Raw genomic sequence first — 21,359 nt, 5'->3', positions numbered from 1 at the left:
GAGAGAGCCACCATGAAGAAGCCGGTCGCCATCGCGCTGTCCACCCTCCTCCTGTCCCTGTCCGCATCCGCCCTGGCGGCGGATCCTGTCCGCGATCGCCAGTCTATCCTGGCGATGCAGGGCGACTACACCGTCGATTTCGCGTTCGACGAAACCGTCCTGCTGCAGCCGGGTTACGAACGGCAGGCAGCGATGCGCAGCGGCGGCGACGAGACGGTCATCGTCGTCGAGGACACCCCCACGCGCATCGTGCTGCAGCACATCCTGGTGGACGCGAAGAGCGGCCACGTGACCAAGCACTGGCGGCAGGACTGGTTCTACGAAGCGCCGACGCGCTTCGAATTCACCGCCGACCAGACCTGGCATGTACGGGCGATCCCCGCCGACACCACGCGCGGTGCCTGGACCCAGTGCGTCTACGAAGTCAGCGACGCACCGCGCTACTGCGGCACCGGCCGCTGGGACTACACCAATGGCGTGGCCACCTGGACCAGCGACCTGAGCTGGCGGCCGCTGCCGCGTCGCGAGTACACCCGGCGCAGCGACTACAACGCGCTGTCGGTGGTCAATCGGCACACGCTGACGCCGAATGGCTGGACCCACGAGCAGTTCAACACCAAGGTGCTGCGCAAGCCCGACGGCACGCAGGTGGAACTGGCGCGCGAGTTCGGCTTCAACGACTACCTCAAGACCACCGAGGTCGACTTCACGCCCGCGCGCGACTACTGGCAGGCCACCGCCGGCTACTGGGCCAAGGTGCGTGGGCACTGGGGCGGCTTCCTGTCGAAGGCGCCGGGCGTGCGACTGAAGACCAAGGTCGACGGCATGGCGATGATCATCCCGCTGTTCACCCAGGCGGGCGACGTGCAGGAAGGCAAGCCGGTCGCTGATGCCGACATCGCGAAGGTGTTCACGGACTGGGTGGAGACCGCACCGTCCGAGCCGGCGGCGCCCGCCGCTACGCGCACGTCCCGCTGAACCATCTCTCCGGCACAGGGATGTGCCAACTTTTTTTAAAAAAGACCCCCGCGGAGGCGGGGGCAGGGGATTCACACGGTTTCTCTTCTAGTAATAGGCGTCAGAGCAGGGCGCTTCCCTTGCCGGCCGGTGGCGCGGGCGGGGCAGGCGGTACGGGCGGCAACGATCCACCGGTGCCGTCGTCTTCGAACGTCTGCACCTTGCCGTCCTGGTCGATGATCATCACGCGCCGCCGCTCCACGATGGTCGGCGCCTGGCTGGCGGCGACCGCGGGGCGCGGCCTGACCGTCACCCGCGACGTCGCGGGAAACCGGAATGCTGCCGCCTTCGGCACCGTGACGCTGTCGGTCCGCACTTGGCGGTCCCGCAAGTACTCGACCGCGACCTTGGCGTCTTCCGCCTTGCCGCGCAGCGCCTGCGTGACGTCGCGTGGCGTCGTGACCGGTGTGCCATCCACCTTGCGGATCACATCGCCCGCCTGAAGTCCCGCGAGTTCATCGCCGACCGACAGGACCAGCACGCCCGCATCGGTGCCGAAGTAGTGGCCCAGCGTGGCATCGACGGTCGCCAGGTTGAGGTTGCTCCAGCGGAAGGCTTCGGCCAGCGCCGGCAGTCGGCAATCACCGTCCTTGCATTCGCCCAGCTTGCCGAGCTGTCGGAGTTCGCGTTGCACCTCGGGAGAGATGACGTGGGTGATCTCGTCCAGCGGCACCGGTACGCCGTCGAGCTGCGGCATGCCGCCTTCGCTGCTGCGGATGAAGACGCTGCGGGGGCCGGTGGCGCTGAAGGCGATGCGCGGCGACACCTGTGTGGGTGTGACGTTGGCGTCGTGCGCCTTGCCGTCGCGCTGGTAGGTAACCCGCACGGCTGTATCGACCTGCAGGTCGGCCAGCAGTTGGCGGGCGTGCGCCACGCGCGCCTCGCCGGTCTCGCCGCGGACCGGCTCGCCGGCCACGCGCACCAGGCGGTCGCCCGCCTTCAACCCGGCCTTGGCTGCGCCGCTCTCCGGCGTCACACCGGTGATGCGCACCCCGGCCGCGTCGTCGCCGGACAGCAGGACACCCAGCCGCGGGCGGCTCACGATGAGGTGGTCGATGTCGGCTGGCGTCGGAAGCCCGCCGGCGTTCCGCGACAGTTCGGCCACGCGCTTGGCGGCGCGTTGCAGGTCGGCGCGTGCGTCGTCGAGTGCTTTCTTCGCGGCCGCCTCGTTCTGCTGCGCCAGGACCGGCACGGGCGCAACCAGCGCGAGGACCAGCAGCGGACGGGAAAGGGATTTGAGCATCGGGAATCTCCTCGTTGCGTGTTCGGGATCAGTAGATGGCGGTATCGGCGTCGTCGTTCAGTGCGACCTGCCAGCGCTGGGTGGCTTCCACACCGGTGAGCTGGCGCAAGGTGTCGACGCGCTGTTCCCACAGCGCCGTCCGGGCCATATCCGGCAGCGCCGGTTGCGAGAGCGCCAGGTCGATGTGCGCGACCTGGTCCTGCAGCTCGGCGCTCACGGCGAGCGCGGCGACGTTGCCCGTACCGCTGTCGGGCAGGTGGGCGAGGACGGCTTCGAGTCGCGCGGATTCGGTGTACAGCGCATCGAGTCGTGCGGGTGCCGGGTCGCGCACGGCCCGCGCGGTGGAACGGGCCGCAGCCGGTGCCCGTGCGACCGTCGGCGGCGCGGCATCCTCACGCACGGCGGCAGCGGCAGGCATCGCATCGATCGCCGTCTGCACGGGCGCGTCTGCGGGTGCGGGCGTCGCGATCGTCGTCACGGGGACGGCGCGTTGCAGCGGCGGCGGGGTGGTCTGCACGGCCCGCCAGTGCATCAGCGGGATCACGGCAGCGAAGAAGGCGGTCGCTGCCAGCGCCAGCGCAGGACGCCGCCAGCGGGCGCGGCGGGCAGAGGCATGAGCGGGCGGCAAAGTCGCGGCGAGACGCTGCCAGCTGCCTTCAGGCGGCGCTTCCAGCGGCAGGGCGCCGAACGCGTCGCGCCAGTCGCGCGGCACCTCATCGCGGACAAGGGAATCAGGCATGGGCGGGTTCCTCGATCTGCAGCAGCGCCCGCAACCGGCGGGTGCCGCGGGAAAGCTGCGACTTGGAGAAGCTGGGCGTGCGGTGCATCAGCGCGGCGATCTCGTCGTGGGTGTAGCCCTCGGCGTGATACAGCCACAGGACGCTGCGGGTGGCGGACGGCAGTCCGTCGAGTGCGCGTTGCAGCAGGGCGGCATCGGCGGCGGCCCAGGGTGGCAGGCCGCGGTCTTCCGGCAGGTCGTCCTCGTCCACCGTGATTTCGCTCACCAGCCGTCTCTGCCTTCGCAGCCGCAGCAGCGCCTCGTTGACCGCGATCTGGCGCAGCCAGCCCCAGAACGGGCAGTCGGCGCGGTAGTCGGGCAGGTGGTGGAAGAGTTTCAGCATGGTGTCCTGCAGCACGTCGCCGGCCTCCTCGCGGTCGCCGCAGATGCGCAGCGCCAGCGTGAACACCGGACGTTCGAAGCGCCGGTAGATCTGCTCGAACGCCTCCCGGCAGCCGCCGCGCGCACGGGCGACCAGGCTGTCGGGGACATCGATGGCGAATTGCGATCGGCTCAAGCGCAGAGATTCGTCGGGCGTTTGAAGATAGGGATGCAGCCGAAGGCAATACCGTCGCAGTGCCGGTGAAGTTCCCGTCGGCCGCCGTCGGCCCGTGCCTATAATCGGACCCTCATCACGGGGAGGGGTCAGCATGGATTTCGGTATTTCGACACTCGTGGTCGCGGCGGTGGCGCTGTTCATCGTGGTGACCTTCTTCAAGGGCGTCCGCGTCGTCCCGCAGGGGTACGAATTCACCGTCGAGCACTTCGGCAAGTACACCCACACCATGTCGCCGGGACTGCACTTCCTGATCCCGTACATGCAGAGCATCGGCCGCAAGGTCAACATGATGGAGCAGGTGTTCGAAGTGCCCTCGCAGGATGTCATCACCAAGGACAACGCGGTGGTGAAGGTCGACGGCGTGGTGTTCTTCCAGGTGCTCGACGCGGCCAAGGCCGCCTATGAGGTGTCCAGCTTGGACCAGGCGATGATCGCCCTGGTGCAGACCAACATCCGTACCGTGATCGGTTCGATGGACCTGGACGAATCGCTGAGCCAGCGCGAGACCATCAATGCCAAGCTGCTGGGCGTGGTGGACCACGCCACCAGTCCGTGGGGCGTGAAGGTCAACCGCATCGAGATCAAGGACATCCAGCCGCCGCGCGACCTGGTGGACGCGATGGCCCGCCAGATGAAGGCCGAGCGCGACAAGCGCGCGTCGATCCTGGAGGCCGAGGGTGCGCGCCAGTCCGAGATCCTGCGCGCCGAGGGCGACAAGCAGAGCGCGATCCTGGAGGCCGAAGGCAAGCGCGAGGCCGCCTACCGCGAAGCCGAGGCGCGCGAGCGCCTGGCCGAGGCCGAGGCCAAGGCGACCGAACTGGTGTCGAACGCCATCGCGCAGGGCGATGTGCAGGCGATCAACTACTTCATCGCCCAGAAGTATGTGGAGGCGTTCAAGGAACTGGCCACGGCGCCGAACCAGAAGTTCGTGCTGATGCCCATGGAGGCCAGCGGGATCATCGGCTCGATCGCGGGCATCGCCGAACTGGCCAAGGGCGCGCTGGACAAGCAGCAGGCGGTCGCGCCACCGCGTCCGCCACGCGTTCCGGGAGGCTGACATGAGTTTCAAGTTCGCGTTCTGGGCGATCGCGGCGCTGGTGCTGTTCGCCGCCGAGGCGATGGCGCCGGGCGCTTTCATGCTGTGGTTCGGCTTTGCCGCCGTGGCGATGGCCGTGGTGGTGCTGGCCGCACCGGGACTGGGCTGGCTGGCGCAGATCGTGCTGTTCTCCGTGCTCGCGATTATCTCGGTGGCGGTCTACCGCAAGTGGTTCCGCGGCAAGGGCCGCCAGAGCGACAAGCCGCTGCTCAATCGCCGTGCAGAACAACTGGTCGGCACGGTGGCCGTGCTCGACCAGCCCATCGAAGGGGGGCGCGGCCGGGTCAAGATCGACGATGCGTTCTGGACGGTGGAAGGCGTCGACCTGCCGCTGGGTACGCGGGTACGGGTGATCGCGGTGAACGGCATGACCCTGAAGGTGCAGGAGGCGTAGGTGGGCACGACGGTGCTGGCGTGGACGATGTCGATGCTGGCGCCGTTGTCGGTGGCCACGACGGATCTGGTCGGCAAGGTGATGCCGCCGTATCCCGCCGGCCTCGATGAGCTGGGCGGCAGTTGTGTGTCCGACTCCGCAGATCCGGCGCATGTCTGCGACTACTCGATCGGCGTGCTGGCCACGCCGGCACGCGATACGGAGGGCGAACCCGTGCCGCGTTTCGTGGTCGCCGGCCAGCTGGCCGGCCGTGATGGCGCCCGTGCGCAATGGCGCATCACCGATGCGCTGCCTTACCCGACCGACCGCGCGGGCTACTACCTGCAGTTCGGCACCTGCCGCGTGAACGGACGCGACGACCCACGGGTGGCCGCGATCGTGCGCCAGCACGACACCTCGACCGAATGGCTGAAGGACATCGCCTGGGCCGGCCGCCTGCAGCTGCCCGATGGCCGCTTCGATGTGCTGGAGGCGGGTACCGTGGACTGCATCAACGAGGCCTACTACGGGCTGTAGCGTCGGCGCACCGCGCTGGTGCGTTCTGGGATAATGCGCTTCTTTGTCCGTCCCGGAAGCCGCCATGACCCAGAAGACCATCCTCAACGACACCCATCGCGCGCTCGGCGCCAAGATGGTCGACTTCGGCGGCTGGGACATGCCGATCCACTATGGCTCGCAGCTCGAGGAGCACCACCAGGTGCGTCGCGACGCCGGCATGTTCGACGTCAGCCACATGACCGTGGTCGACCTGCGCGGACCGCGCACCCGCGAGTTCCTGCGCCGGCTGGTCGCCAACTCGGTCGACAAGCTGCAGAAGCCGGGCAAGGCCCTGTACACCGCGATGCTCAACGAGACGGGTGGCGTCATCGACGACCTGATCATCTATTTCCTGGGCGAGGATTTCTTCCGCCTGGTGGTGAACGCCGCCACCCGCGAGAAGGACCTGGCATGGATCACCGCGCAGGCGGCCGCCTTCGAGGTGCAGGTCACCGAGCGCCCCGACTTCGCGATGGTCGCGGTGCAGGGTCCGACCGCGCGTGAGCGTGTCCACGGCCTGCTGCGCGAGGAGGACCGCGCGAGGGTCGGCAAGCTGACCCGTTTCGCCGCTGCCGACGCGACCAGTACCGATGGCGTGCCGCTGTTCGTCGCGCGCACCGGCTACACCGGCGAGGACGGCTACGAGATCGTGCTGCCGCAGGATCAGGCGGTGGCGTTCTGGAATGCGTTGCTCGGCGTGGGCGTCAAGCCTGCCGGCCTGGGCGCGCGCGACACGCTGCGCCTGGAGGCCGGCATGAACCTCTACGGCCAGGACATGGACGACACCGTGTCGCCGTACGAAGCGGCGCTCGCCTGGACGGTTGCACTGGATGAAGGCCGCGCGTTCACCGGCCGCGACACGCTGGAAGCGCAGAAGGCCTCCGGTGCGCCGCGCCAGATGATCGGACTGGTGATGGACGAGAAGGGCGTGCTGCGCCACGGCCAGAAGGTGCTCACCGCCCACGGCGACGGCGAGATCCTGTCCGGCACGTTCTCGCCGACGCTGGGCAAGGCCATCGCGTTCGCGCGCGTGCCGGCGGGCGACATTCCGCTGGGCGCCGAGGGTGGCGTGCGCGTGGATATCCGTGGCAAGGAAGTCCCGGTGCGCGTGGTGAAGTTCCCGTTCGTGCGCGACGGCCAAGCGCAGCCCGGTGTTCTGGAATGACCTGGGACGGCATGCCTTCACCTTTGCGTTCCTCCGCTAAACTATCTTTCCCTACCCGACCCCTGACAGCGATACGGAGCACCCCATGAGTGAGATTCCTGGCGATCTGAAGTTCCTCAAGTCCCACGAATGGGCCCGCGTGGAAGCCGGCGGTCGTGTCACCGTCGGCATTTCCGATCATGCGCAGGGTCTGCTGGGCGACCTGGTCTATGTCGAGCTGCCCAACGTCGGCGACCGCATCGAGGCCGGCAACGCCAGCGCGGTGGTGGAGTCCGTCAAGGCCGCGTCCGACGTCTACAGCCCGATCACCGGCAAGATCGTCGAGGTCAACGCGGCACTGGCCGACAAGCCGGAGACCATCAATGAGGACGCCTACGGCGAAGGCTGGATCTTCGTGATCGAAGCCGAGGAGCCGGACCAGCTCAACGAGCTGCTGTCGCCGGACGACTACGCCGAGCTGATCGAAGACGAAGACCACTGAGGCATTCCCACAGGCGGTCCCCTGGCGGGGAACCGGCGACGGCGGAACGAAGATTCCGCCGCTGCCGGTTCCCCGCTTCGTTTCGGGCGTGACGTGACGCGCATCGCCGTATCCCGAAGCGCATCCTCGTGCGGCGGAGGCGCGACCGACGAGCGGCAAAGTGGAATGCGGGACACGCAGCGGACGTCGGCGACGCGTGCGACGTGCCGGTCGAAGTGGAAGGCGAGCACCCGCTTCCGCGTCGACGAAGCGGCATCGAGCCGGGTGATGCAGCGCCCGGCGAGGAAAAAAAGTTTGCGCAAATCGGCGCATTCGGGCTTGTGCGACGCGAAATCCGACGCCCTTCCGGAAAGTTTTTTTTAGGCGCGGTTCAAGCCGTTCGCGTGCGCTTGGTCGGGTGCCGGGCGATCGCGGCGCGATCGTACGCGCGCATGCATCGCGCGATCGCCAAGAAAAAAAAGCGCGTTTTACCGATGTTTTTTTTCAGGCGCATGTCTTCCGCTAACGCCGGATGCTTCAACGGTCGCCATGGCGTTGCAGCCGGCGTCGCCGCCGGCCGCCGGCCGCCGGCGCCTGCCTCGAAAAAAAAGTTGCGCGAAGGTGTTGACACCTAGAAAAACCGTGATTAGGTTTCGCCCCAAGCAGCGTTTGCTGCGGAAGCGAGTGAGTCGAATCAACACGACAGCGCGAGAGACAACACAGCCCATCGTCCGCACCGGGATCACGGTGGACGCAGGCCTCGCTTCCCCCGGAAAAATGCAACGCGCCTCCTTCATCGCACCCGTGTCGCTCCGCGACGCGGGTGTTTTCGTATTTGTAGGGGGCCGGGTTTCGCACGCCCGGACCCCTGGGGAATCCGCATCGCCGCGCGTGTCGCGACGACGGCTGCCGACGGGTCCGACTCCCGCGGCGTTTCTTGCAGCTGGGCCTGCCTCCGGGCAGATGTGCTGTAACCAGACGTAAAAATCCATAGTTCACTGACGAGGAGCCATCACATGGCAACGAAGAAAGCTGCGAAGAAAAAACCGGCCGCCAAGAAGGCCGCCAAGAAGGCCACCAAGAAGGCGGCTGCGAAGAAGACCGTGAAGAAGGCAGTGAAGAAGGCTGCCAAGAAGGTCGCCAAGAAGGTCGCCAAGGCCAAGAAGGCGGTGAAGAAGGTCGCCAAGAAGGCCGCCAAGAAAGTAGCCAAGAAGCCGGCGAAGAAGGCTGCCAAGAAGTCCGTCAAGAAGGCCGCCAAGAAGTCCGTGAAAAAGGCTGCCAAGAAGGTCGCCAAGAAGCCGGCTAAGAAGGCTGCCAAGAAGACCGCGAAGAAGGCTGCCAAGAAAGTAGCCAAGAAGCCGGCCAAGAAGGCCGCGAAGAAGGCCGCCAAGAAGCCTGCCAAGAAGTCCAAGAAGAAAGCGGCCCCCGTCGCGCTGCCGGCCACCCCGGCTCCGCTGATCTAAGCCAACCCCGATTACACGTAACACCATGGACTCTCTCCCTGTGCCCAGCGGGGGGAGAGTTTTTTTATGGGCGAACGGCTAGGCTGCCGTTTCCGGAACGCCGAGGAGGCTGCGCATGAAGTTCATCAGGTGGGTGCTGGCGGCGATCGCCGTGCTGGGCGGAATCTTCGTGGCGGGCGGGCTGCTGCTGCCGTCGACGACCCACGTGGAGCGCAGCATCGTCATCGAGCGCAGCCCCGCGCAGGTGTTCGCCACGCTCGACTCGTTCGAGCGCTTCAATGCCTGGTCGCCGTGGGCCGAGTACGATCCGCAGGCGCGGTACACCTTCGAAGGGCCCGGCAGCGGCGTGGGCGCACGCATGCGCTGGGTGGGCAATCGCGCGGTCGGGAGCGGCAGCCAGGAGATCACCGCCAGCGAACCGCACCGTCGCATCGCGGTGGCGCTGAACTTCGACGGCAGCCCATCGCAGGCGACGTACCTGCTGGCGCCGGAGGGTCAGGGTACCCGCGTGACCTGGGCGTTCGACAGCGCGCACGGACTCAACCCGTTCAAGCGCTGGCTCGGACTGGTGTTCGACCGGATGATCGGCGCGGACTACGAGAAGGGACTGGCCAAGCTCAAGGCGATGCTCGAACAGGACGCACAGGGCTGATGCGGTGGCAGGCGGCGGATCGATGGTCCGCCGCGAGCCTCAGCGCGGCGAGGCGGTACCGCGCTGCGAGGACGTGCCGCTGTCCTTCCTGCCGTCGGCCGGCGTCGCCTCGGGCGACTCGGCCAGCAGCAGGTCGTAATCGGCGGGCGTCTCGACCCACGGCTGGCCCGGCAGGCCCATCGCACGGTCGAGGATCGTCGGCAGCAGGCCCGAGGGCAGCGAACTGTCGCTGTTCCAGACCAGCGCCACGCCGAAATCCTGCCCAGGCACCAGCGCGACCAGGCCGCGATAGCCCTGCACCGCACCGGCGTGGAAGACGACCTGTTGCCCGGCGTAATCGAACACGCGCCAACCCAGCGCGTAGCTGGCGGAATGGATGCGTTCGCGACGCCAGCCGCCACGCATTTCGCCCGGCGTGGTCACCACCGGCGCGTGCAGCGTCGCCAGCAGGGGGGCGGGCAGTACGTCGGGGCGATGGCCGGTCTGCGCGATCAGCCATTGCGCCAGATCACTGGCGCTGGCGTTGACGCCGGCAGCGGGCGGCAGGCGGTAGTAGGTCGGCTTCGGCGTCAGCGACACCCAGCCGTTGCGGCTGCGCACGTGCGGCCGTGCCCAGCGCGTGCTGCCCTGGATACCGGCCAGGCCCATGCTCGCGTCGTTCATGCCCAGTGGCTTGAAGATGCGGCGATCCACGGCCTGGTCGTAGAAGGTCCCGGTGGCGGCGAACACCACGTCGCCGATCAGGCTGAAAGCGACGTTCTGGTAGGCGTAGCACTCGCCGGGCGCGCACTTGAGCGGCGCGTAGGCGAGCTTGCGGGCGACATCGTAGTACTCGGCGTTTGCCTCGATGTCGCGGTCGAAGGCGTTGTGCGCCTGCAGACCCACGCTGTGGCTCAGTACGTCGGCGACGGTCACGTGCGAGGTCGCGTTGGCGTCGCTCAACTGGAAGCCCGGCACGAACTGGTTGACCTTGCTGTCCCAGCGCAGCGAGCCGTCCTGCACCATCAGGCCGGTGAGCGTGCTGGCGAAGGCCTTCGACAGCGATGCCAGCCGGAACACGGTGTGCGAATCGACCTGCTGCGGATTCACGACGTCGGTCACGCCGTAGCCCCGCGCGCTGAGCACGCGGCCGTTGTGGACGATGGCCATCGCCAGGCCGGGTACGCGCTGGCCGACGGTCAGGTGCTCGGCCATGGTCTCGAACGAGCGCACGTCGAACCCGGCCGCGAGCGGCTGGATGTTCTGTTCCGCCAGCGAAGTGCGGTAAGGGCGCGGCTGCGTCGGCGACACGTAGGGTGCCGCACTGGCGGTTGCGACCGCTTCTGCGCCCTGATTGGCCGAGGTCCATCGCAAGGGCGTCTGTGCCGGCGACGACAGCGTCAACGGCAGCAGCAGGCCGACCAGGCCGATCCGGAAGACATGCAGCGATCGGCGGCTCTTCTTGTGTTTCATCGTGCGTGACGCCTGCGTGAGTTCGTGCCGTCGGTCGATCATAACGCCGCTTTTTTCCATTGCACAAACAGGGAGAAGTTCGATGCCCATGTTGTTCATCCTGCTGCTGATTACGGGTGTGGCGCACGTCCCATTTCGTGAGATGTCCACCTCGTTCATCGGTCCGTGATCACGTCGAATGCGTTCAGGAATGCATTCGCACAGGAACATGCAAATTCCGCGCCGAAGGGCGCGCTGCGCAGCTTGTGGCGCGGCGTGTCGGGGTCGGAAGCAGCGCTGAGGCGTATTCAGGTGGATTGCCTGAACGCGGTCGTGCGACGTCATCGCCACCCCGGTGGCGATGCTTGGACGATCAGGGCTCCGCGCCTCAGCCCGCGGTGGCTAGGGCTGGGGTCGTCGCCGTGGTGCGCGCGTGGCCACCGGAGAGCGGCGGGACACCGCGGATCAGGTCCGAGGCGCGCTCGGCGATCATGATGGTCGGGGCGTTGGTGTTGCCGCCGATCAGCGAGGGCATCACCGACGCGTCGATCACCCGCAAGCCCTCGAGGCCGCGCACACGCAGCTGCGGATCGACCACGGCGTCCTCGTCGTCGCCGATGCGGCACGTGCCGACCGGGTGGTAGACGGTTTCCGCCTTGGCGCGGATGAAGGCGACCAGGTCGGCGTCCGACAGGTCGCTGCGCACAGGATGGATGGGCGCACCGCGATAGGCGTCGAAGGCGGCCTGGGCGAACAGCTCGCGCGACAGCTTGGCGCATTCGACCATCATCTTCAGGTCGAAGCCTTCCGGATCGCTCAGGTAGTTCGCCTCGATGCGTGCATCGGCGCGCGGATCCGCGCTGGCGAGCTGGATGCGGCCCCGGCTGCGCGGGCGCAGGAAGCAGGCATGCAAGGTGTAGCCGTCGCCCGGCAGGCGGTTGCGGCCGTGGTCGTCAAGCATGGCCGGCACGAAGTGCATCTGGATATCGGGCCGATCGTCCGGTGCCAGCGGCGAGCGCACGAACGCCCCGGCCTCGGCGATGTTGCTGCTGCCCGGGCCGCTGTGCCCGCGCAGGAAGTAGTCGAAGGCGGTCTTCAGCTCGCTGGTGCGGTCGTAGGTGACGCGCTGCGTGCTGTGCTGCAGGGTGCAGATGTCCAGGTGATCCTGCAGGTTGCGGCCCACGCCCGGCAGCGCATGACGCACGCTGACGCCGGTCTGCTCCAGGTGCTCCGACGGACCGATGCCGGACAGCATCAGCAACTGCGGCGAATTGATCGCGCCGCCGCTCAGCAGCACCTCGCCGCCGCAACGCGCGATCACTTCATGACCACCACGCGCATACGCGACGCCGACCGCGCGCCCTTTCTCCAGCAACACGCGGCGGACCAGCGCGCCGGTGACAATGTCCAGGTTCTGCCGGTCGCGCGCGGGGTCCAGGTAGGCGACCGCCGACGAGCACCGTGCGCCGTCCTTCTGCGTGACCTGGTACAGGCCGAAGCCGGCCTGCGTGGCGCCATTGAAGTCGCCATTGCGCGTAAAACCCGCCTGCACGCCGGCTTCGATGAAGGCGGCCGACAGCGGATTGGTGTAGCGCAGGTCGGAGACGTACAACGGGCCGTCGCCGCCGTGCAGCGCATCCGCGCCGCGCGCGTTGCGCTCCGAGCGGCGGAAGTAGGGCAGGTCGCTGGCCCAGTCCCAGCCATCGGCGCCGGCATTCGCCCAGTCGTCGTAGTCCTGCGGCACGCCGCGGATGTAGCACATCGCATTGATCGAACTGGAGCCGCCCAGCACCTTGCCGCGGGGCCACCACAGCCGGCGGTTGTCGAGGTGGGGTTCGGGCGCGGTGTCGTAGTTCCAGTTCACGCCCTTCTGGCCGACCAGCTTGGCCAGGCCGGCGGGCATGTGGATGAAGGGATGCCAGTCGCGTGGGCCGGCTTCCAGCAGCAGGACGCGGCACGCGGGGTCTTCGCTCAGGCGGTGAGCCAGCACGCAGCCGGCGGAACCGGCGCCCACGATGATGTAGTCGTACACATGCTGCCCTGTTGCGAAGTCCGGCCGAACCTAGCGGCGGGGGATAGAGCAAATGCTCTGCGGATGCGACGGAATGCCGCATCCGCGGGATGCATGCGATTCCTGCGGCTTGGCGACAGGGAAAAGGCTGGCGATGTTGCAGTGCATCGGATACCTTGCGCGCCACAGGCGGGCCTTGTCCGCTGCCGATGAAGCGATCGCAGACCGCGCCCCATGGACCCGTCTTCTCCCGCGACCACCCGGTTCGGCCGACTCCGCGCGGCGATGTCCGAGTCTCCGCCGCTGCTGTGGTCCTTCGTCTATTTTTTCTGCCTGCTCAGCGGCTACTACGTGCTGCGGCCGGTGCGGGATGCGATGGGCGCATCGAGCGACGTCGAAGCCGTGTTCCCGCCGGACATGATCGCCTTCTTCGCCGCGCACGGCATTCCGCTGAAGGAGCTGATCCTGCAGGTGCTGTCCACCTGTTCCTTCGTCCTGATCCTGATCGCGCAGCCAATCTACGGCACGCTGGTCAGCCGCTTCCCGCGCCGCGTGTTCCTGCCGGTGCTGTTCGGTTTCTTCATCCTGTGCCTGCTCGGCTTCCACCTGCTGTTCGACAGCCAGGTCGCCGGGCGCGGGCTGGCGTTCTTCCTGTGGGTCACGGTGTTTAACGTGTTCTCGGTGGCCGTGTTCTGGAGTTTCATGGCCGACGTGTTCTCGCACGACGAGGCGAAGAAGTATTACGGCTACATCGGCGCCGCCGGCACCATCGGCGCGTTCACCGGTCCACTGATCACCCGTACGCTGGCCGAGAAGGTCGGCCTGGCCAACCTGATGCTGGTGTCCGCCGCGTTCCTGGCCGCGTGCGTCGTCTGCATCTGGCGCCTGCGTCGCTGGGCGTTGCAGCGCGAGGCGAAGGTGGGTCGCGACAACGAAAGCGCGATGGGCGGCGATGTGCTGGCCGGCCTGAAGCTGATCGCCAAGGAGCCGCTGCTGCGCTGGCTGGCGGCGCTGGTGTTCCTTGGTGTCGGCATCGGCCAGTTGCTCTACAACCAGCAGGCGGCGATCGCGCGCGAGGCCTTCGCCACCGCCGAGGCCCGCACCGCCTACTACGCCGGCATCGACATCGCGGTGAACGTGCTGACGCTGATCGTGCAGCTGTTCGCCACCCGCTGGCTGCTGTCGCGTTTCGGGCTGGCGCCGGTGCTGCTGATCCCGATGGCGGCGCTGCTGCTCGGCTTCGCGGTGCTGACCGCGTCGCCGCTGCCGATCGTGGTCGGCATCGTCCAGGTGGTCACGCGTTCCAACGAGTTCTCGCTGATGAAGCCGGGACGCGAAACCATCTATACCCGCGTCGACCGGCAGTGGCGCTACAAGGCCGGCGCGGCGATCGACACGGCGTTCTTCCGTGGCGGCGAGATCACGTTCTCGTGGACCTACAAGGCACTGTCGGCCTTCGGCTCGCAGGTGGTGTTCGGTGCCGGCCTGCTGATCGCCGGTGTGATGACCGCCAGCGCATGGCGCTTGCTGCGCGAAGAGAAGAAGCTGCCGTCCGCGGGCGCAGGGGATGTCCCGGTCAGGCAAGACTGATCCGGCCGGGGCAGACGCTGGCGCGTGCCGCCGCTATGCTGCGCACAGACAAGGGGAGAGACGGGAATGGACGTGATCGCAGCGGTGTTGGTCGTGCTGGTGGCATTGCTGCACGTGTACTTCCTGGTACTTGAGATGTTCCTCTGGACCAGGCCACTGGGCCTGAAGACCTTCCGCAACACACCCGAGAAGGCCGAGACCACGCGCGTGCTGGCCGCCAACCAGGGGCTCTACAACGGTTTCCTCGCCGCCGGCCTGCTGTGGGGCCTCTGCACGGGGCAGTGGAACGTGGTCGTCTTCTTCCTGCTGTGCGTGATCGTGGCGGCGCTGTACGGCGCGTGGAGCGTCAACAAGCGCATCTTCTTCGTGCAGGGATTGCCGGCGATCGCCGCGCTGGCGGCGGTGCTGTTCGTGTCGATGATGGGCGCGATTTCGCGCTGATGCCCGCAGGAATGAGGTGCTGCGTCAGCGCAGCGCCCAACTGAGCACCAGCACGCCTGCCGCAAACAGCACCACCCACGCCAGATGGCGGCCACGGGTGAACAGCAACGGCAGCAGGCCCGACAGGAACAGCGTGATCGCGAGCGTGATGGCGATACCACGGCCCGCCGCGTCGGGTAGACCATCCAGCTGCAGTAGCACGACGGCAAGGCCCCATGCGATCACCGTGGTCAGGTGCCACGCGAAGCGCAGCGTGCGCACGGTGAACCAGGTGCCGCCGAACAGCGCCGGCAGGTCGGGTCGCCGGAACAGGCGGACAAGGATGTAACGCTCGCCCAGGACCGAGTGCGCCAGCCCCACCAGGAAGATCAGCGCGGCGGCGGCGAGCAGCATGTCAGCCACCCTTCGCCGGTTTCGGCGACACCCACATGCCGATGCGGGCGCGAAACACCGGTTCGCCCTGCGCGTTGCTGACCACCACCTCCATCGGCAGGTCATAGCCCTCTGCCGATTCGCGCGGCTCGAACGCCGGCGTGGCGACGGCGTGCATCGTGCCGACCGCCTTCTTCAGGTACTCGACCGTCATGCCCTTGGGGATCCAGCGCATCGACCGCGGGATGCTGACGTCGGTGGTCAGTCCACCGACGAACTCGGCCAGGTTGCACAGCGCGATCGCGTGCACGGTGCCGAGGTGATTGGTGACCGACCGGCGATGCCGGATGGTCGCCTCGCCGCGGCCCGGTTCCAGTCGCAGCATGCGCGGGCCGATGCTGCCGAAGTAGGGCGCCTTGAAGCAGATCAGGCGCGAGAACAGCCAGTGCCCCAACGGCTTGCGGCTCAGGCTGCGGTAGATCTTCAGGACATCGGCGCTCATCGGAACTCCTCTCGCGACGACGGCGGGACATGCCCGCCGTCGTGATCGTTGCCAGGGTGGGCGTCAGGCCGCTTCGCGTGGCTGGCGCTTGTGCTGCGGCAGGTCGTAGTAGCTGGCTGCGCGCAGTTCGTGGGTTTCGAACTCGTCCACGGTGATCGTGTCCAGCGTGATCGCGCGCAGCTCTTCCAGCTGCTTGCGCTCGTCGGCGGTGATCCAGCCTTCGCGCACGCCCTCGTCCAACTGCGCGCTGTAGTCCAGCGCCTCGATGTCCTTGGTCTTCAGCGCCTTCAGGAACTTGCGCTCCACCGGCTCGGCCGCCACGGCCGCGGCCAGGTAGCTGTCGATGCGGCCGCCGGGGTTGTTCTCGCACGGGGTGAGGAACACGCCCTGGCCGATACGGTCGCGCGCTTCGTTCGGCGCCATCAGCAGCATGGCGACGCGATGGCTCAGGCGGTCGCCCGGGGCCACGGCACGACGGCCGAACGGGAACACGATCGGCCACAGCAGCCAGCCCAGCGGCTTGATCGGGAAGTTGCGCAGCGCCTGCGACAACGCCAGTTCGATCTCGTAGGCGCTGTTGTGGAAGGCCCACGCCAGCAACGGCTTGTCGGCTTCCGGTGTGCCTTCGTCGTGATGGCGCTTCAGCACCGCCCCCATCATGTACAGGTGGCTCAGCACGTCGCCGAGGCGACCGGACAGCGATTCCTTGAACTTCAGCTTGCCGCCCAGCGCACCCAGCGAGATGTCGGTCAGCAGCGCCAGGTTGGCCGCATAGCGGTCGAGCTTGCGGAAGAACTTCTTCGTGTACGCGTCGCCGGGCACCGAGCCGATCTTCGAGCCGGTGATGCCGAACCAGAACGAGCGCACGGCGTTGGAGATCGCGCCGCCGATGTGCGGGTACAGCGCGGCGTCGAGCGCGTTGACGCCGGCCTTGGTGTCCGGGTCGGTCGCCGCGCGCATCTCCTTCATGATGTACGGATGGCACAGGATCGAGCCCTGGCCGAAGATCAGCAGGCTGCGCGTCATGATGTTCGCGCCTTCCACCGTGATGGCGATCGGCGAGGCCTGCCATGCGCGGCCGGCGAAGTTGCGCGGGCCCAGGATGATGCCCTTGCCGCCGACGATGTCCATCACGTCCTTGGCGACGTCGCGGCCCATGTTCGTGCAGTGGTACTTGGCGATCGCCGACGGCACCGACGGCACGTCGCCGCGATCCACGGCCGCGGCGGTCGCCTGCGACAGCGCGCTGATCGCGTACGCCTTGCCGCCGATGCGGGCCAGCGCTTCTTCCACGCCTTCGAAGCGGCCGACCGACAGGCCGAACTGCTTGCGGATGCGCGCATAGGCGCCGGTGACACGCGCGCCGGCCTTGGCGCCGCCGCTGGCGGTGGAGGGCAGGGTGATCGAGCGGCCCACGGCCAGGCATTCGTTGAGCATGTTCCAGCCCTTGCCGGCCATCTCCACGCCACCGATCAGCTGGCTGAGCGGGATGAAGACGTCCTTGCCGCGCACCGGGCCGTTCTGGAACGGCGAGTTGAGCGGGAAGTGGCGCGGGCCGACCTCGACACCGTCGGTGTCGCGCGGCAGCAGCGCCAGGGTGATGCCGATGTCGCGCGTGTCGCCGATCAGGCCGTCCGGGTCGTACATGCGGAAGGCGAGGCCGATGATCGTAGCGACCGGCGCCAGCGTGATGTAGCGCTTGTCGAAGGTCAGGCGGATGCCCAGCACGTTCGCGCCGTTCCATTCGCCCTTGCAGACGATGCCGTAGTCCGGGATCGAGGTGGCGTCGGAGCCGGCGAACGGGCCGGTCAGGCCGAAGCAGGGCACTTCCTGGCCGATCGCCAGGCGCGGCAGGTAGTAGTCCTTCTGCTCCTGCGTGCCGTAGTGGTTGAGCAGTTCACCCGGGCCCAGCGAGTTGGGCACGCCGACGGTGGAGCTGACCACGCTGCTGACCGAGGCGATCTTCTGGATCACCTTGTGGTGCGCCAGCGCGGAGAAGCCGAGACCACCGTACTGCTTCGGGATGATCATGCCGAAGAACTTGTTCTTCTTGATGTAGTCCCACAGCTCCGGCGGCAGGTCGGCGTGGACGTGGGTGATCTCCCAGTCGTTGGTCATCCTGCACAGCTCTTCCACCGGGCCGTCGAGGAAGGCCTGCTCTTCGGCGCTGAGCTGCGGCTTGGGGTAGGCCAGCAGCTTGTTCCAGTCCGGGTCGCCGGTGAACAGGTCGCCTTCGAAGCCCACCGAGCCGGTTTCCAGCGCGATGCGCTCGGTCTGCGACAGCGGCGGCAGTGCGCGGCGCAGGAAGCCCAGCGCCGGTGCGGTGATCAGCGGCTTGCGGATCGCCGGAATCAGCAGCGGCACCGCGATGGCCACCACAACCAGCGCCGCGACGAGGGTCGCGGTGGGGTTGGCGCCCAGCAGCCAGCACGCCACCAGCAGGCTAGCGGTGATCGCCGCCCAGTAGGCGAGCCTCAGCCGGTGGTAGGCGGCGAACGCGCCCGCCAGCAGGAAGGCGAGGAAGGGGATGGCAATGCTCATGGGGTTGCTCCGGACACGGATTCGGTTACATCGGATTCGGTACTACCCGGCGCGGCCGACAGGCTCGCCAGGTATTCCAGCACGGTGGCGGTAAATGCGTCGTTGTCGTCGCCGGCCACCATGTGGGTGGCCTGCGGCAGGTGCACGTGGCGCGCATGCGGCACCAGCGCCTTGAACTCTTCCACAGTCTTCTCGGAGACCAGGTCGCTGCGGCCGCCGCTGATCAGCAGCACCGGGCACTGCACCTGGCGCGCCGCGTCGGCGATGGCGTCCTGATGCTGCGCACTGTCGCGCGCCAATTCGTCGACCAGACGCGGATCCCAGTGCCAGCGCCAGCGCCCGTCGTCGCCTTCGCGCAGCAGTTCGCGCAGCTCGTCGGCGGATTTGCGGGTGCGGCGTTGCGGCTGGTACGCGGCGATGGTGTCGGCCGCGTGTTCGAGCGAGTCGAAACCGTCCGGGAACGCGGTCATGAAGGCGAGGATGCGCTGCAGGCCGGCATGCTCCCAGCGCGGGGTGATGTCGACCAGCACCATCGCGCGGAACAGGCCCGGCCAGCGCGACTCGGCGATCAGGCCGAACAGTCCGCCCATCGAGGCGCCGACCAGCACGGGCGGCTCGGGTTGTTCGCCTGCCACGACGATCAGGTCGTCGGCGAACTGGTCACCGGTGTAAGGCTGGTCGGCGGCGTTGCGACCGGACCCGCCATGGCCGCGTGCGTCGTAGGCGAGGCCGGTGTAGCCCTGCGCGGCCATCAGCTCGCCGGTGCGGTTCCATGCGCCGCCGGTCTGACCGAAGCCATGCGCATAGATAAGTGCGGGGTGCCCCTGCAGGGCGCCTGGCGACGCGAAGCGGCGGATCGCCAGCGCGACGTCTCCCTGTCCCTTCAATGCACGATCCGATCCCGCGCCGATGACGTTGGGTGAGGGCGTGAAGGCAGGAGAGGTACGTGTCACCATACGGGCTAGTATGGGTTGTCGCATTTAGAGCAGTCAATCGGTTTGGGCATTCGCGTTTCACATGCAACCGATTGATTTGTCTTTATTTGTTGTGCGGCGCAACATACATACCGCTACACACCTCGGCGTATGGTTAAATGCGGAACATGAGCACACCCAGCCCGGAAACACCCGCCAGCACGCCCACCCGCAACGCCCGCCTGAGTGCGGACGACTGGGCACAGGCGGCCCTCGACCTGATCGCGGAGCAGGGCGTGTCGGCGGTGGCGGTGGAACCGCTGGCGCGCCGGCTGGGTGTCACCAAGGGCAGCTTCTACTGGCACTTCCCGTCACGCGACGCGCTGTTGCAGGCGGCGCTGGAGCGCTGGGAAGTCGGCGAGCAGGAAAACATCTTCGGCAGCCTGGAGAAGGTCGCCGATCCGCGCGAGCGCCTGCGTGCGCTGTTCCAGCTGGTTGGCCATGAGGTCAAACCGCACATCATCTACAGCGAGTTGCTGAAGGCGCTGGACCACCCCGCTGTGCAGCCGGTGATCGACCGCATCTCCCAGCGCCGCCTCGATTATCTGGTGGCGATGTTCCGCCAGGCGGGCCTGCAGCGCACCGACGCCACGCATCGTGCGCGCCTGGCCTACGCGGCCTATGTCGGCTTCCTGCAGTTGTCGCTGCAGTTGCAGCAGCCGCGCATGACCTCGGAAGAGTTCGAGACCTATCTGGAGCACGTCATCTCGACGTTGATTCCGACCTGAGTGTCGTGGGGTGGGCCTTGGCCCACCCGCACGATCCATCGCCTGAACTAAGCCGATTCGCGAAGCGGGTTCGGCTTAAATGAATGGTCGAGCCTGCGGCTACGGCAGCTCAAAGTACTGTCTGTGCCGGTAGATGGCCACGAGCCTGTCGCCTTTGAACGTCAATCGTACCGAGTTGCTGAACTCTCCTGCGCCGTTAAGCAGAATGTCCCATTGATCATGCGGTTTTAGCAGGTGCAACTGGTCCTGTGAGGCAGAGACAGAGAAGTGGTCGCCGGCGCGATGCCCAGACCTTACATGCACGACGGCTTTGGGGTGCGTTTGGCGGAAATTTTCCAAAGCAGCGGCCGACTCGGCCTTTGAACTATCAATGCTGAAGCCATAGGCAGAACCGGAGCTAGTAGTTTCGCTGGTGTAACTTGCCCACAGGAAAAAGATGTATCCAGCAACCAGAACTACTGGAATCAGCAAAAACGAAGCTATTGCATTGCGCCAAGTCACAGACAACCCTCCATGCGGGCCTGACATGTCGATGGCGAGCCTAGGCCCGCCCTACGGAGCCGCGGATGCCGCCCGCTTCAACTCCGACAACCTCACCACCACATACGCCAGCAGCGCCGCGGCGAAGAACGCCAGCAACATCCAGGCGATGCCCTGCAATGTCTCGATGACAGTGCGGTAGACCTCCAGTACCCAGCGCTCGGTGGTCAGCGCGATGATCTGCGCCTTGTCTTTCTCCATCCACTGCGGCGCGGTGATGTAGCGCTCCAGTTCGTGGATGCGTACGCCGGACGACACGCCGACCACGAGGACGGCGAACTGCATGTAGCGCAGCCGCGCCTTGCTGATGTCGTCGGCGATGATGCGGGTGAGGATGCGTTCGATCGGTTTCGAGAACATCCAGGTCACGCCCCACGCTACTGAGGCGGAAAGCAGCAAGGTGACGACAAGCAGGGTCAGGAACATATCGATCTCCTCGGGGAAGCGGGGTGCGCCGATCTCATCGTTGGCCGCGGCACGTCATTCCGCGGCGCTCGCGCCGGGTTGTCGCGTCGTGCCAGCGCGGGCGGTCACGTAGAGCGCGACGTAGCAAAGGCCGAGTGCAAGTGGCAGCGACCAGGCAAGCGGGCCATTGCCGTAGTTCAGATAGGTGGCGTTGATGTGGATCGCGGGGATCGTCGTCAGCGGGAGGGCGATAACCGCACGACCATCGAGCTTGCGTGCGCGCCAGAGCAGCCAGGCGGATGCCGTCAGCAGCGCCATCTGCAGGTAGACCCAGCCGCGATACATGGCGCTGTCGGACATGAGCAGCGCGAGATGCATCGGGATCGACGTCAGCACGCAGGCGACCAGTAGCCGCGAGAGCACGCGGAAAGCCCGCACGCTGGCAGGCACCTGTGACGTA

24 protein-coding genes are annotated in these 21,359 nt (G+C 67.1%); 12 read left to right on the top strand and 12 right to left on the bottom strand.

Translation table 11 applies throughout. The features are described 5' to 3' along the window. Nucleotides 1–12 precede the first annotated feature (12 nt). Nucleotides 13–978, top strand: a complete 966-nt coding sequence (locus IB230_RS06975; protein WP_192270337.1) for a DUF6607 family protein — start codon at nucleotides 13–15, stop codon at nucleotides 976–978. 100 nt (nucleotides 979–1,078) lie between these two features. On the opposite strand, the gene IB230_RS06970 is transcribed toward IB230_RS06975, so the two are convergent. The 3 genes from IB230_RS06970 to IB230_RS06960 are packed head-to-tail and all read right to left on the bottom strand — an operon-like array spanning nucleotide 1,079 to nucleotide 3,555. Beyond that, on the bottom strand, nucleotides 1,079–2,260 hold the full coding sequence (locus tag IB230_RS06970; protein WP_192270335.1) for a PDZ domain-containing protein: 1,182 nt from the start codon (nucleotides 2,258–2,260) through the stop codon (nucleotides 1,079–1,081). A gap of 28 nt (nucleotides 2,261–2,288) precedes the next feature. Continuing rightward, nucleotides 2,289–2,999 carry a hypothetical protein gene (locus IB230_RS06965; RefSeq protein WP_192270333.1) on the bottom strand — a complete coding sequence of 237 codons (711 nt, stop codon included), beginning with the start codon at nucleotides 2,997–2,999 and terminating at the stop codon, nucleotides 2,289–2,291. Further along, complete coding sequence (locus tag IB230_RS06960) at nucleotides 2,992–3,555, bottom strand: sigma-70 family RNA polymerase sigma factor (RefSeq protein ID WP_225589233.1); 564 nt, start codon at nucleotides 3,553–3,555, stop codon at nucleotides 2,992–2,994. Before IB230_RS06960 ends, IB230_RS06965 begins: the two co-directional genes overlap by 8 nt. Nucleotides 3,556–3,688: 133 nt before the next feature. Between IB230_RS06960 and IB230_RS06955 the strand changes: the two genes are divergently transcribed. From IB230_RS06955 to IB230_RS06920, 8 genes are all read left to right on the top strand, one after another. Further along, nucleotides 3,689–4,654 carry an SPFH domain-containing protein gene (locus IB230_RS06955; protein WP_192270331.1) on the top strand — a complete coding sequence of 322 codons (966 nt, stop codon included), beginning with the start codon at nucleotides 3,689–3,691 and terminating at the stop codon, nucleotides 4,652–4,654. Between the two features lies 1 nt (nucleotide 4,655). Next, complete coding sequence (locus IB230_RS06950) at nucleotides 4,656–5,087, top strand: NfeD family protein (RefSeq protein ID WP_192270329.1); 432 nt, start codon at nucleotides 4,656–4,658, stop codon at nucleotides 5,085–5,087. Beyond that, entirely contained in the window at nucleotides 5,088–5,603 is a 516-nt protein-coding gene (locus IB230_RS06945) for a hypothetical protein (RefSeq protein WP_192270327.1), read from the top strand. A 64-nt stretch (nucleotides 5,604–5,667) separates the two neighbouring features. Further along, nucleotides 5,668–6,789: a glycine cleavage system aminomethyltransferase GcvT gene (gene gcvT, locus IB230_RS06940; protein WP_192270325.1), complete on the top strand. Its 1,122-nt coding sequence runs from the start codon at nucleotides 5,668–5,670 to the stop codon at nucleotides 6,787–6,789. 85 nt (nucleotides 6,790–6,874) lie between these two features. Continuing rightward, complete coding sequence (gene gcvH / locus IB230_RS06935; RefSeq protein ID WP_162339279.1) at nucleotides 6,875–7,270, top strand: glycine cleavage system protein GcvH; 396 nt, start codon at nucleotides 6,875–6,877, stop codon at nucleotides 7,268–7,270. A 203-nt stretch (nucleotides 7,271–7,473) separates the two neighbouring features. After that, nucleotides 7,474–7,884 carry a hypothetical protein gene (locus tag IB230_RS06930; protein WP_192270323.1) on the top strand — a complete coding sequence of 137 codons (411 nt, stop codon included), beginning with the start codon at nucleotides 7,474–7,476 and terminating at the stop codon, nucleotides 7,882–7,884. Nucleotides 7,885–8,265: 381 nt separating this feature from the next. Further along, nucleotides 8,266–8,712 carry a hypothetical protein gene (locus IB230_RS06925; RefSeq protein WP_192270321.1) on the top strand — a complete coding sequence of 149 codons (447 nt, stop codon included), beginning with the start codon at nucleotides 8,266–8,268 and terminating at the stop codon, nucleotides 8,710–8,712. 115 nt (nucleotides 8,713–8,827) lie between these two features. Beyond that, nucleotides 8,828–9,364 carry an SRPBCC family protein gene (locus IB230_RS06920; protein WP_192270319.1) on the top strand — a complete coding sequence of 179 codons (537 nt, stop codon included), beginning with the start codon at nucleotides 8,828–8,830 and terminating at the stop codon, nucleotides 9,362–9,364. A 39-nt stretch (nucleotides 9,365–9,403) separates the two neighbouring features. On the opposite strand, the gene IB230_RS06915 is transcribed toward IB230_RS06920, so the two are convergent. Then, entirely contained in the window at nucleotides 9,404–10,816 is a 1,413-nt protein-coding gene (locus IB230_RS06915) for a serine hydrolase domain-containing protein (protein ID WP_225589232.1), read from the bottom strand. A 367-nt stretch (nucleotides 10,817–11,183) separates the two neighbouring features. Then, the gene (locus IB230_RS06910; RefSeq protein ID WP_192270315.1) at nucleotides 11,184–12,827 is read right to left on the bottom strand and encodes a choline dehydrogenase; all 1,644 of its coding nucleotides are present in this window, start codon (nucleotides 12,825–12,827) and stop codon (nucleotides 11,184–11,186) included. Nucleotides 12,828–13,040: 213 nt separating this feature from the next. Here IB230_RS06910 and IB230_RS06905 point away from each other — a divergent pair, with 213 nt between their 5' ends. Continuing rightward, on the top strand, nucleotides 13,041–14,396 hold the full coding sequence (locus IB230_RS06905; RefSeq protein ID WP_192270313.1) for an MFS transporter: 1,356 nt from the start codon (nucleotides 13,041–13,043) through the stop codon (nucleotides 14,394–14,396). Nucleotides 14,397–14,462: 66 nt separating this feature from the next. Further along, on the top strand, nucleotides 14,463–14,837 hold the full coding sequence (locus IB230_RS06900) for a DUF1304 domain-containing protein (protein ID WP_192270311.1): 375 nt from the start codon (nucleotides 14,463–14,465) through the stop codon (nucleotides 14,835–14,837). Between the two features lie 24 nt (nucleotides 14,838–14,861). On the opposite strand, the gene IB230_RS06895 is transcribed toward IB230_RS06900, so the two are convergent. From IB230_RS06895 to IB230_RS06880, 4 genes are all read right to left on the bottom strand, one after another. Beyond that, the gene (locus IB230_RS06895) at nucleotides 14,862–15,230 is read right to left on the bottom strand and encodes a hypothetical protein (protein WP_192270309.1); all 369 of its coding nucleotides are present in this window, start codon (nucleotides 15,228–15,230) and stop codon (nucleotides 14,862–14,864) included. Between the two features lies 1 nt (nucleotide 15,231). Beyond that, nucleotides 15,232–15,711, bottom strand: a complete 480-nt coding sequence (locus IB230_RS06890; RefSeq protein ID WP_192270307.1) for a hotdog fold domain-containing protein — start codon at nucleotides 15,709–15,711, stop codon at nucleotides 15,232–15,234. A gap of 63 nt (nucleotides 15,712–15,774) precedes the next feature. Beyond that, nucleotides 15,775–18,252 (bottom strand): acyl-CoA dehydrogenase, encoded by a 2,478-nt coding sequence (locus tag IB230_RS06885; protein ID WP_192270305.1) that lies wholly within the window; start codon nucleotides 18,250–18,252, stop codon nucleotides 15,775–15,777. Then, nucleotides 18,249–19,115 carry an alpha/beta hydrolase gene (locus tag IB230_RS06880; RefSeq protein WP_343227288.1) on the bottom strand — a complete coding sequence of 289 codons (867 nt, stop codon included), beginning with the start codon at nucleotides 19,113–19,115 and terminating at the stop codon, nucleotides 18,249–18,251. Before IB230_RS06880 ends, IB230_RS06885 begins: the two co-directional genes overlap by 4 nt. A 239-nt stretch (nucleotides 19,116–19,354) precedes the next feature. On the opposite strand from IB230_RS06880, the gene IB230_RS06875 reads away from it, so the two are divergent. Continuing rightward, nucleotides 19,355–19,954, top strand: coding sequence for a TetR/AcrR family transcriptional regulator (locus tag IB230_RS06875; protein ID WP_225589231.1), 600 nt, complete (start codon nucleotides 19,355–19,357; stop codon nucleotides 19,952–19,954). Between the two features lie 99 nt (nucleotides 19,955–20,053). Here the strand turns inward: IB230_RS06875 and IB230_RS06870 are convergent, their stop codons facing one another. Genes IB230_RS06870 through IB230_RS06860 form a run of 3 tightly spaced genes read right to left on the bottom strand, consistent with a single transcriptional unit; the run spans nucleotide 20,054 to nucleotide 21,337 of the window. After that, nucleotides 20,054–20,455, bottom strand: coding sequence for a hypothetical protein (locus tag IB230_RS06870; protein WP_192270299.1), 402 nt, complete (start codon nucleotides 20,453–20,455; stop codon nucleotides 20,054–20,056). A 51-nt stretch (nucleotides 20,456–20,506) separates the two neighbouring features. Then, nucleotides 20,507–20,920 (bottom strand): hypothetical protein, encoded by a 414-nt coding sequence (locus IB230_RS06865; protein ID WP_192270297.1) that lies wholly within the window; start codon nucleotides 20,918–20,920, stop codon nucleotides 20,507–20,509. Between the two features lie 54 nt (nucleotides 20,921–20,974). Next, nucleotides 20,975–21,337 (bottom strand): hypothetical protein, encoded by a 363-nt coding sequence (locus tag IB230_RS06860; RefSeq protein WP_225589230.1) that lies wholly within the window; start codon nucleotides 21,335–21,337, stop codon nucleotides 20,975–20,977. Nucleotides 21,338–21,359 lie beyond the last annotated feature (22 nt).

The organism is Pseudoxanthomonas sp. PXM01, from assembly GCF_014851815.1.
Classification (GTDB): Bacteria; Pseudomonadota; Gammaproteobacteria; order Xanthomonadales; family Xanthomonadaceae; genus Pseudoxanthomonas_A.
Note: the sequence above shows the minus strand (reverse complement) of the source record. Positions and strands in the feature narration are given on the sequence as shown.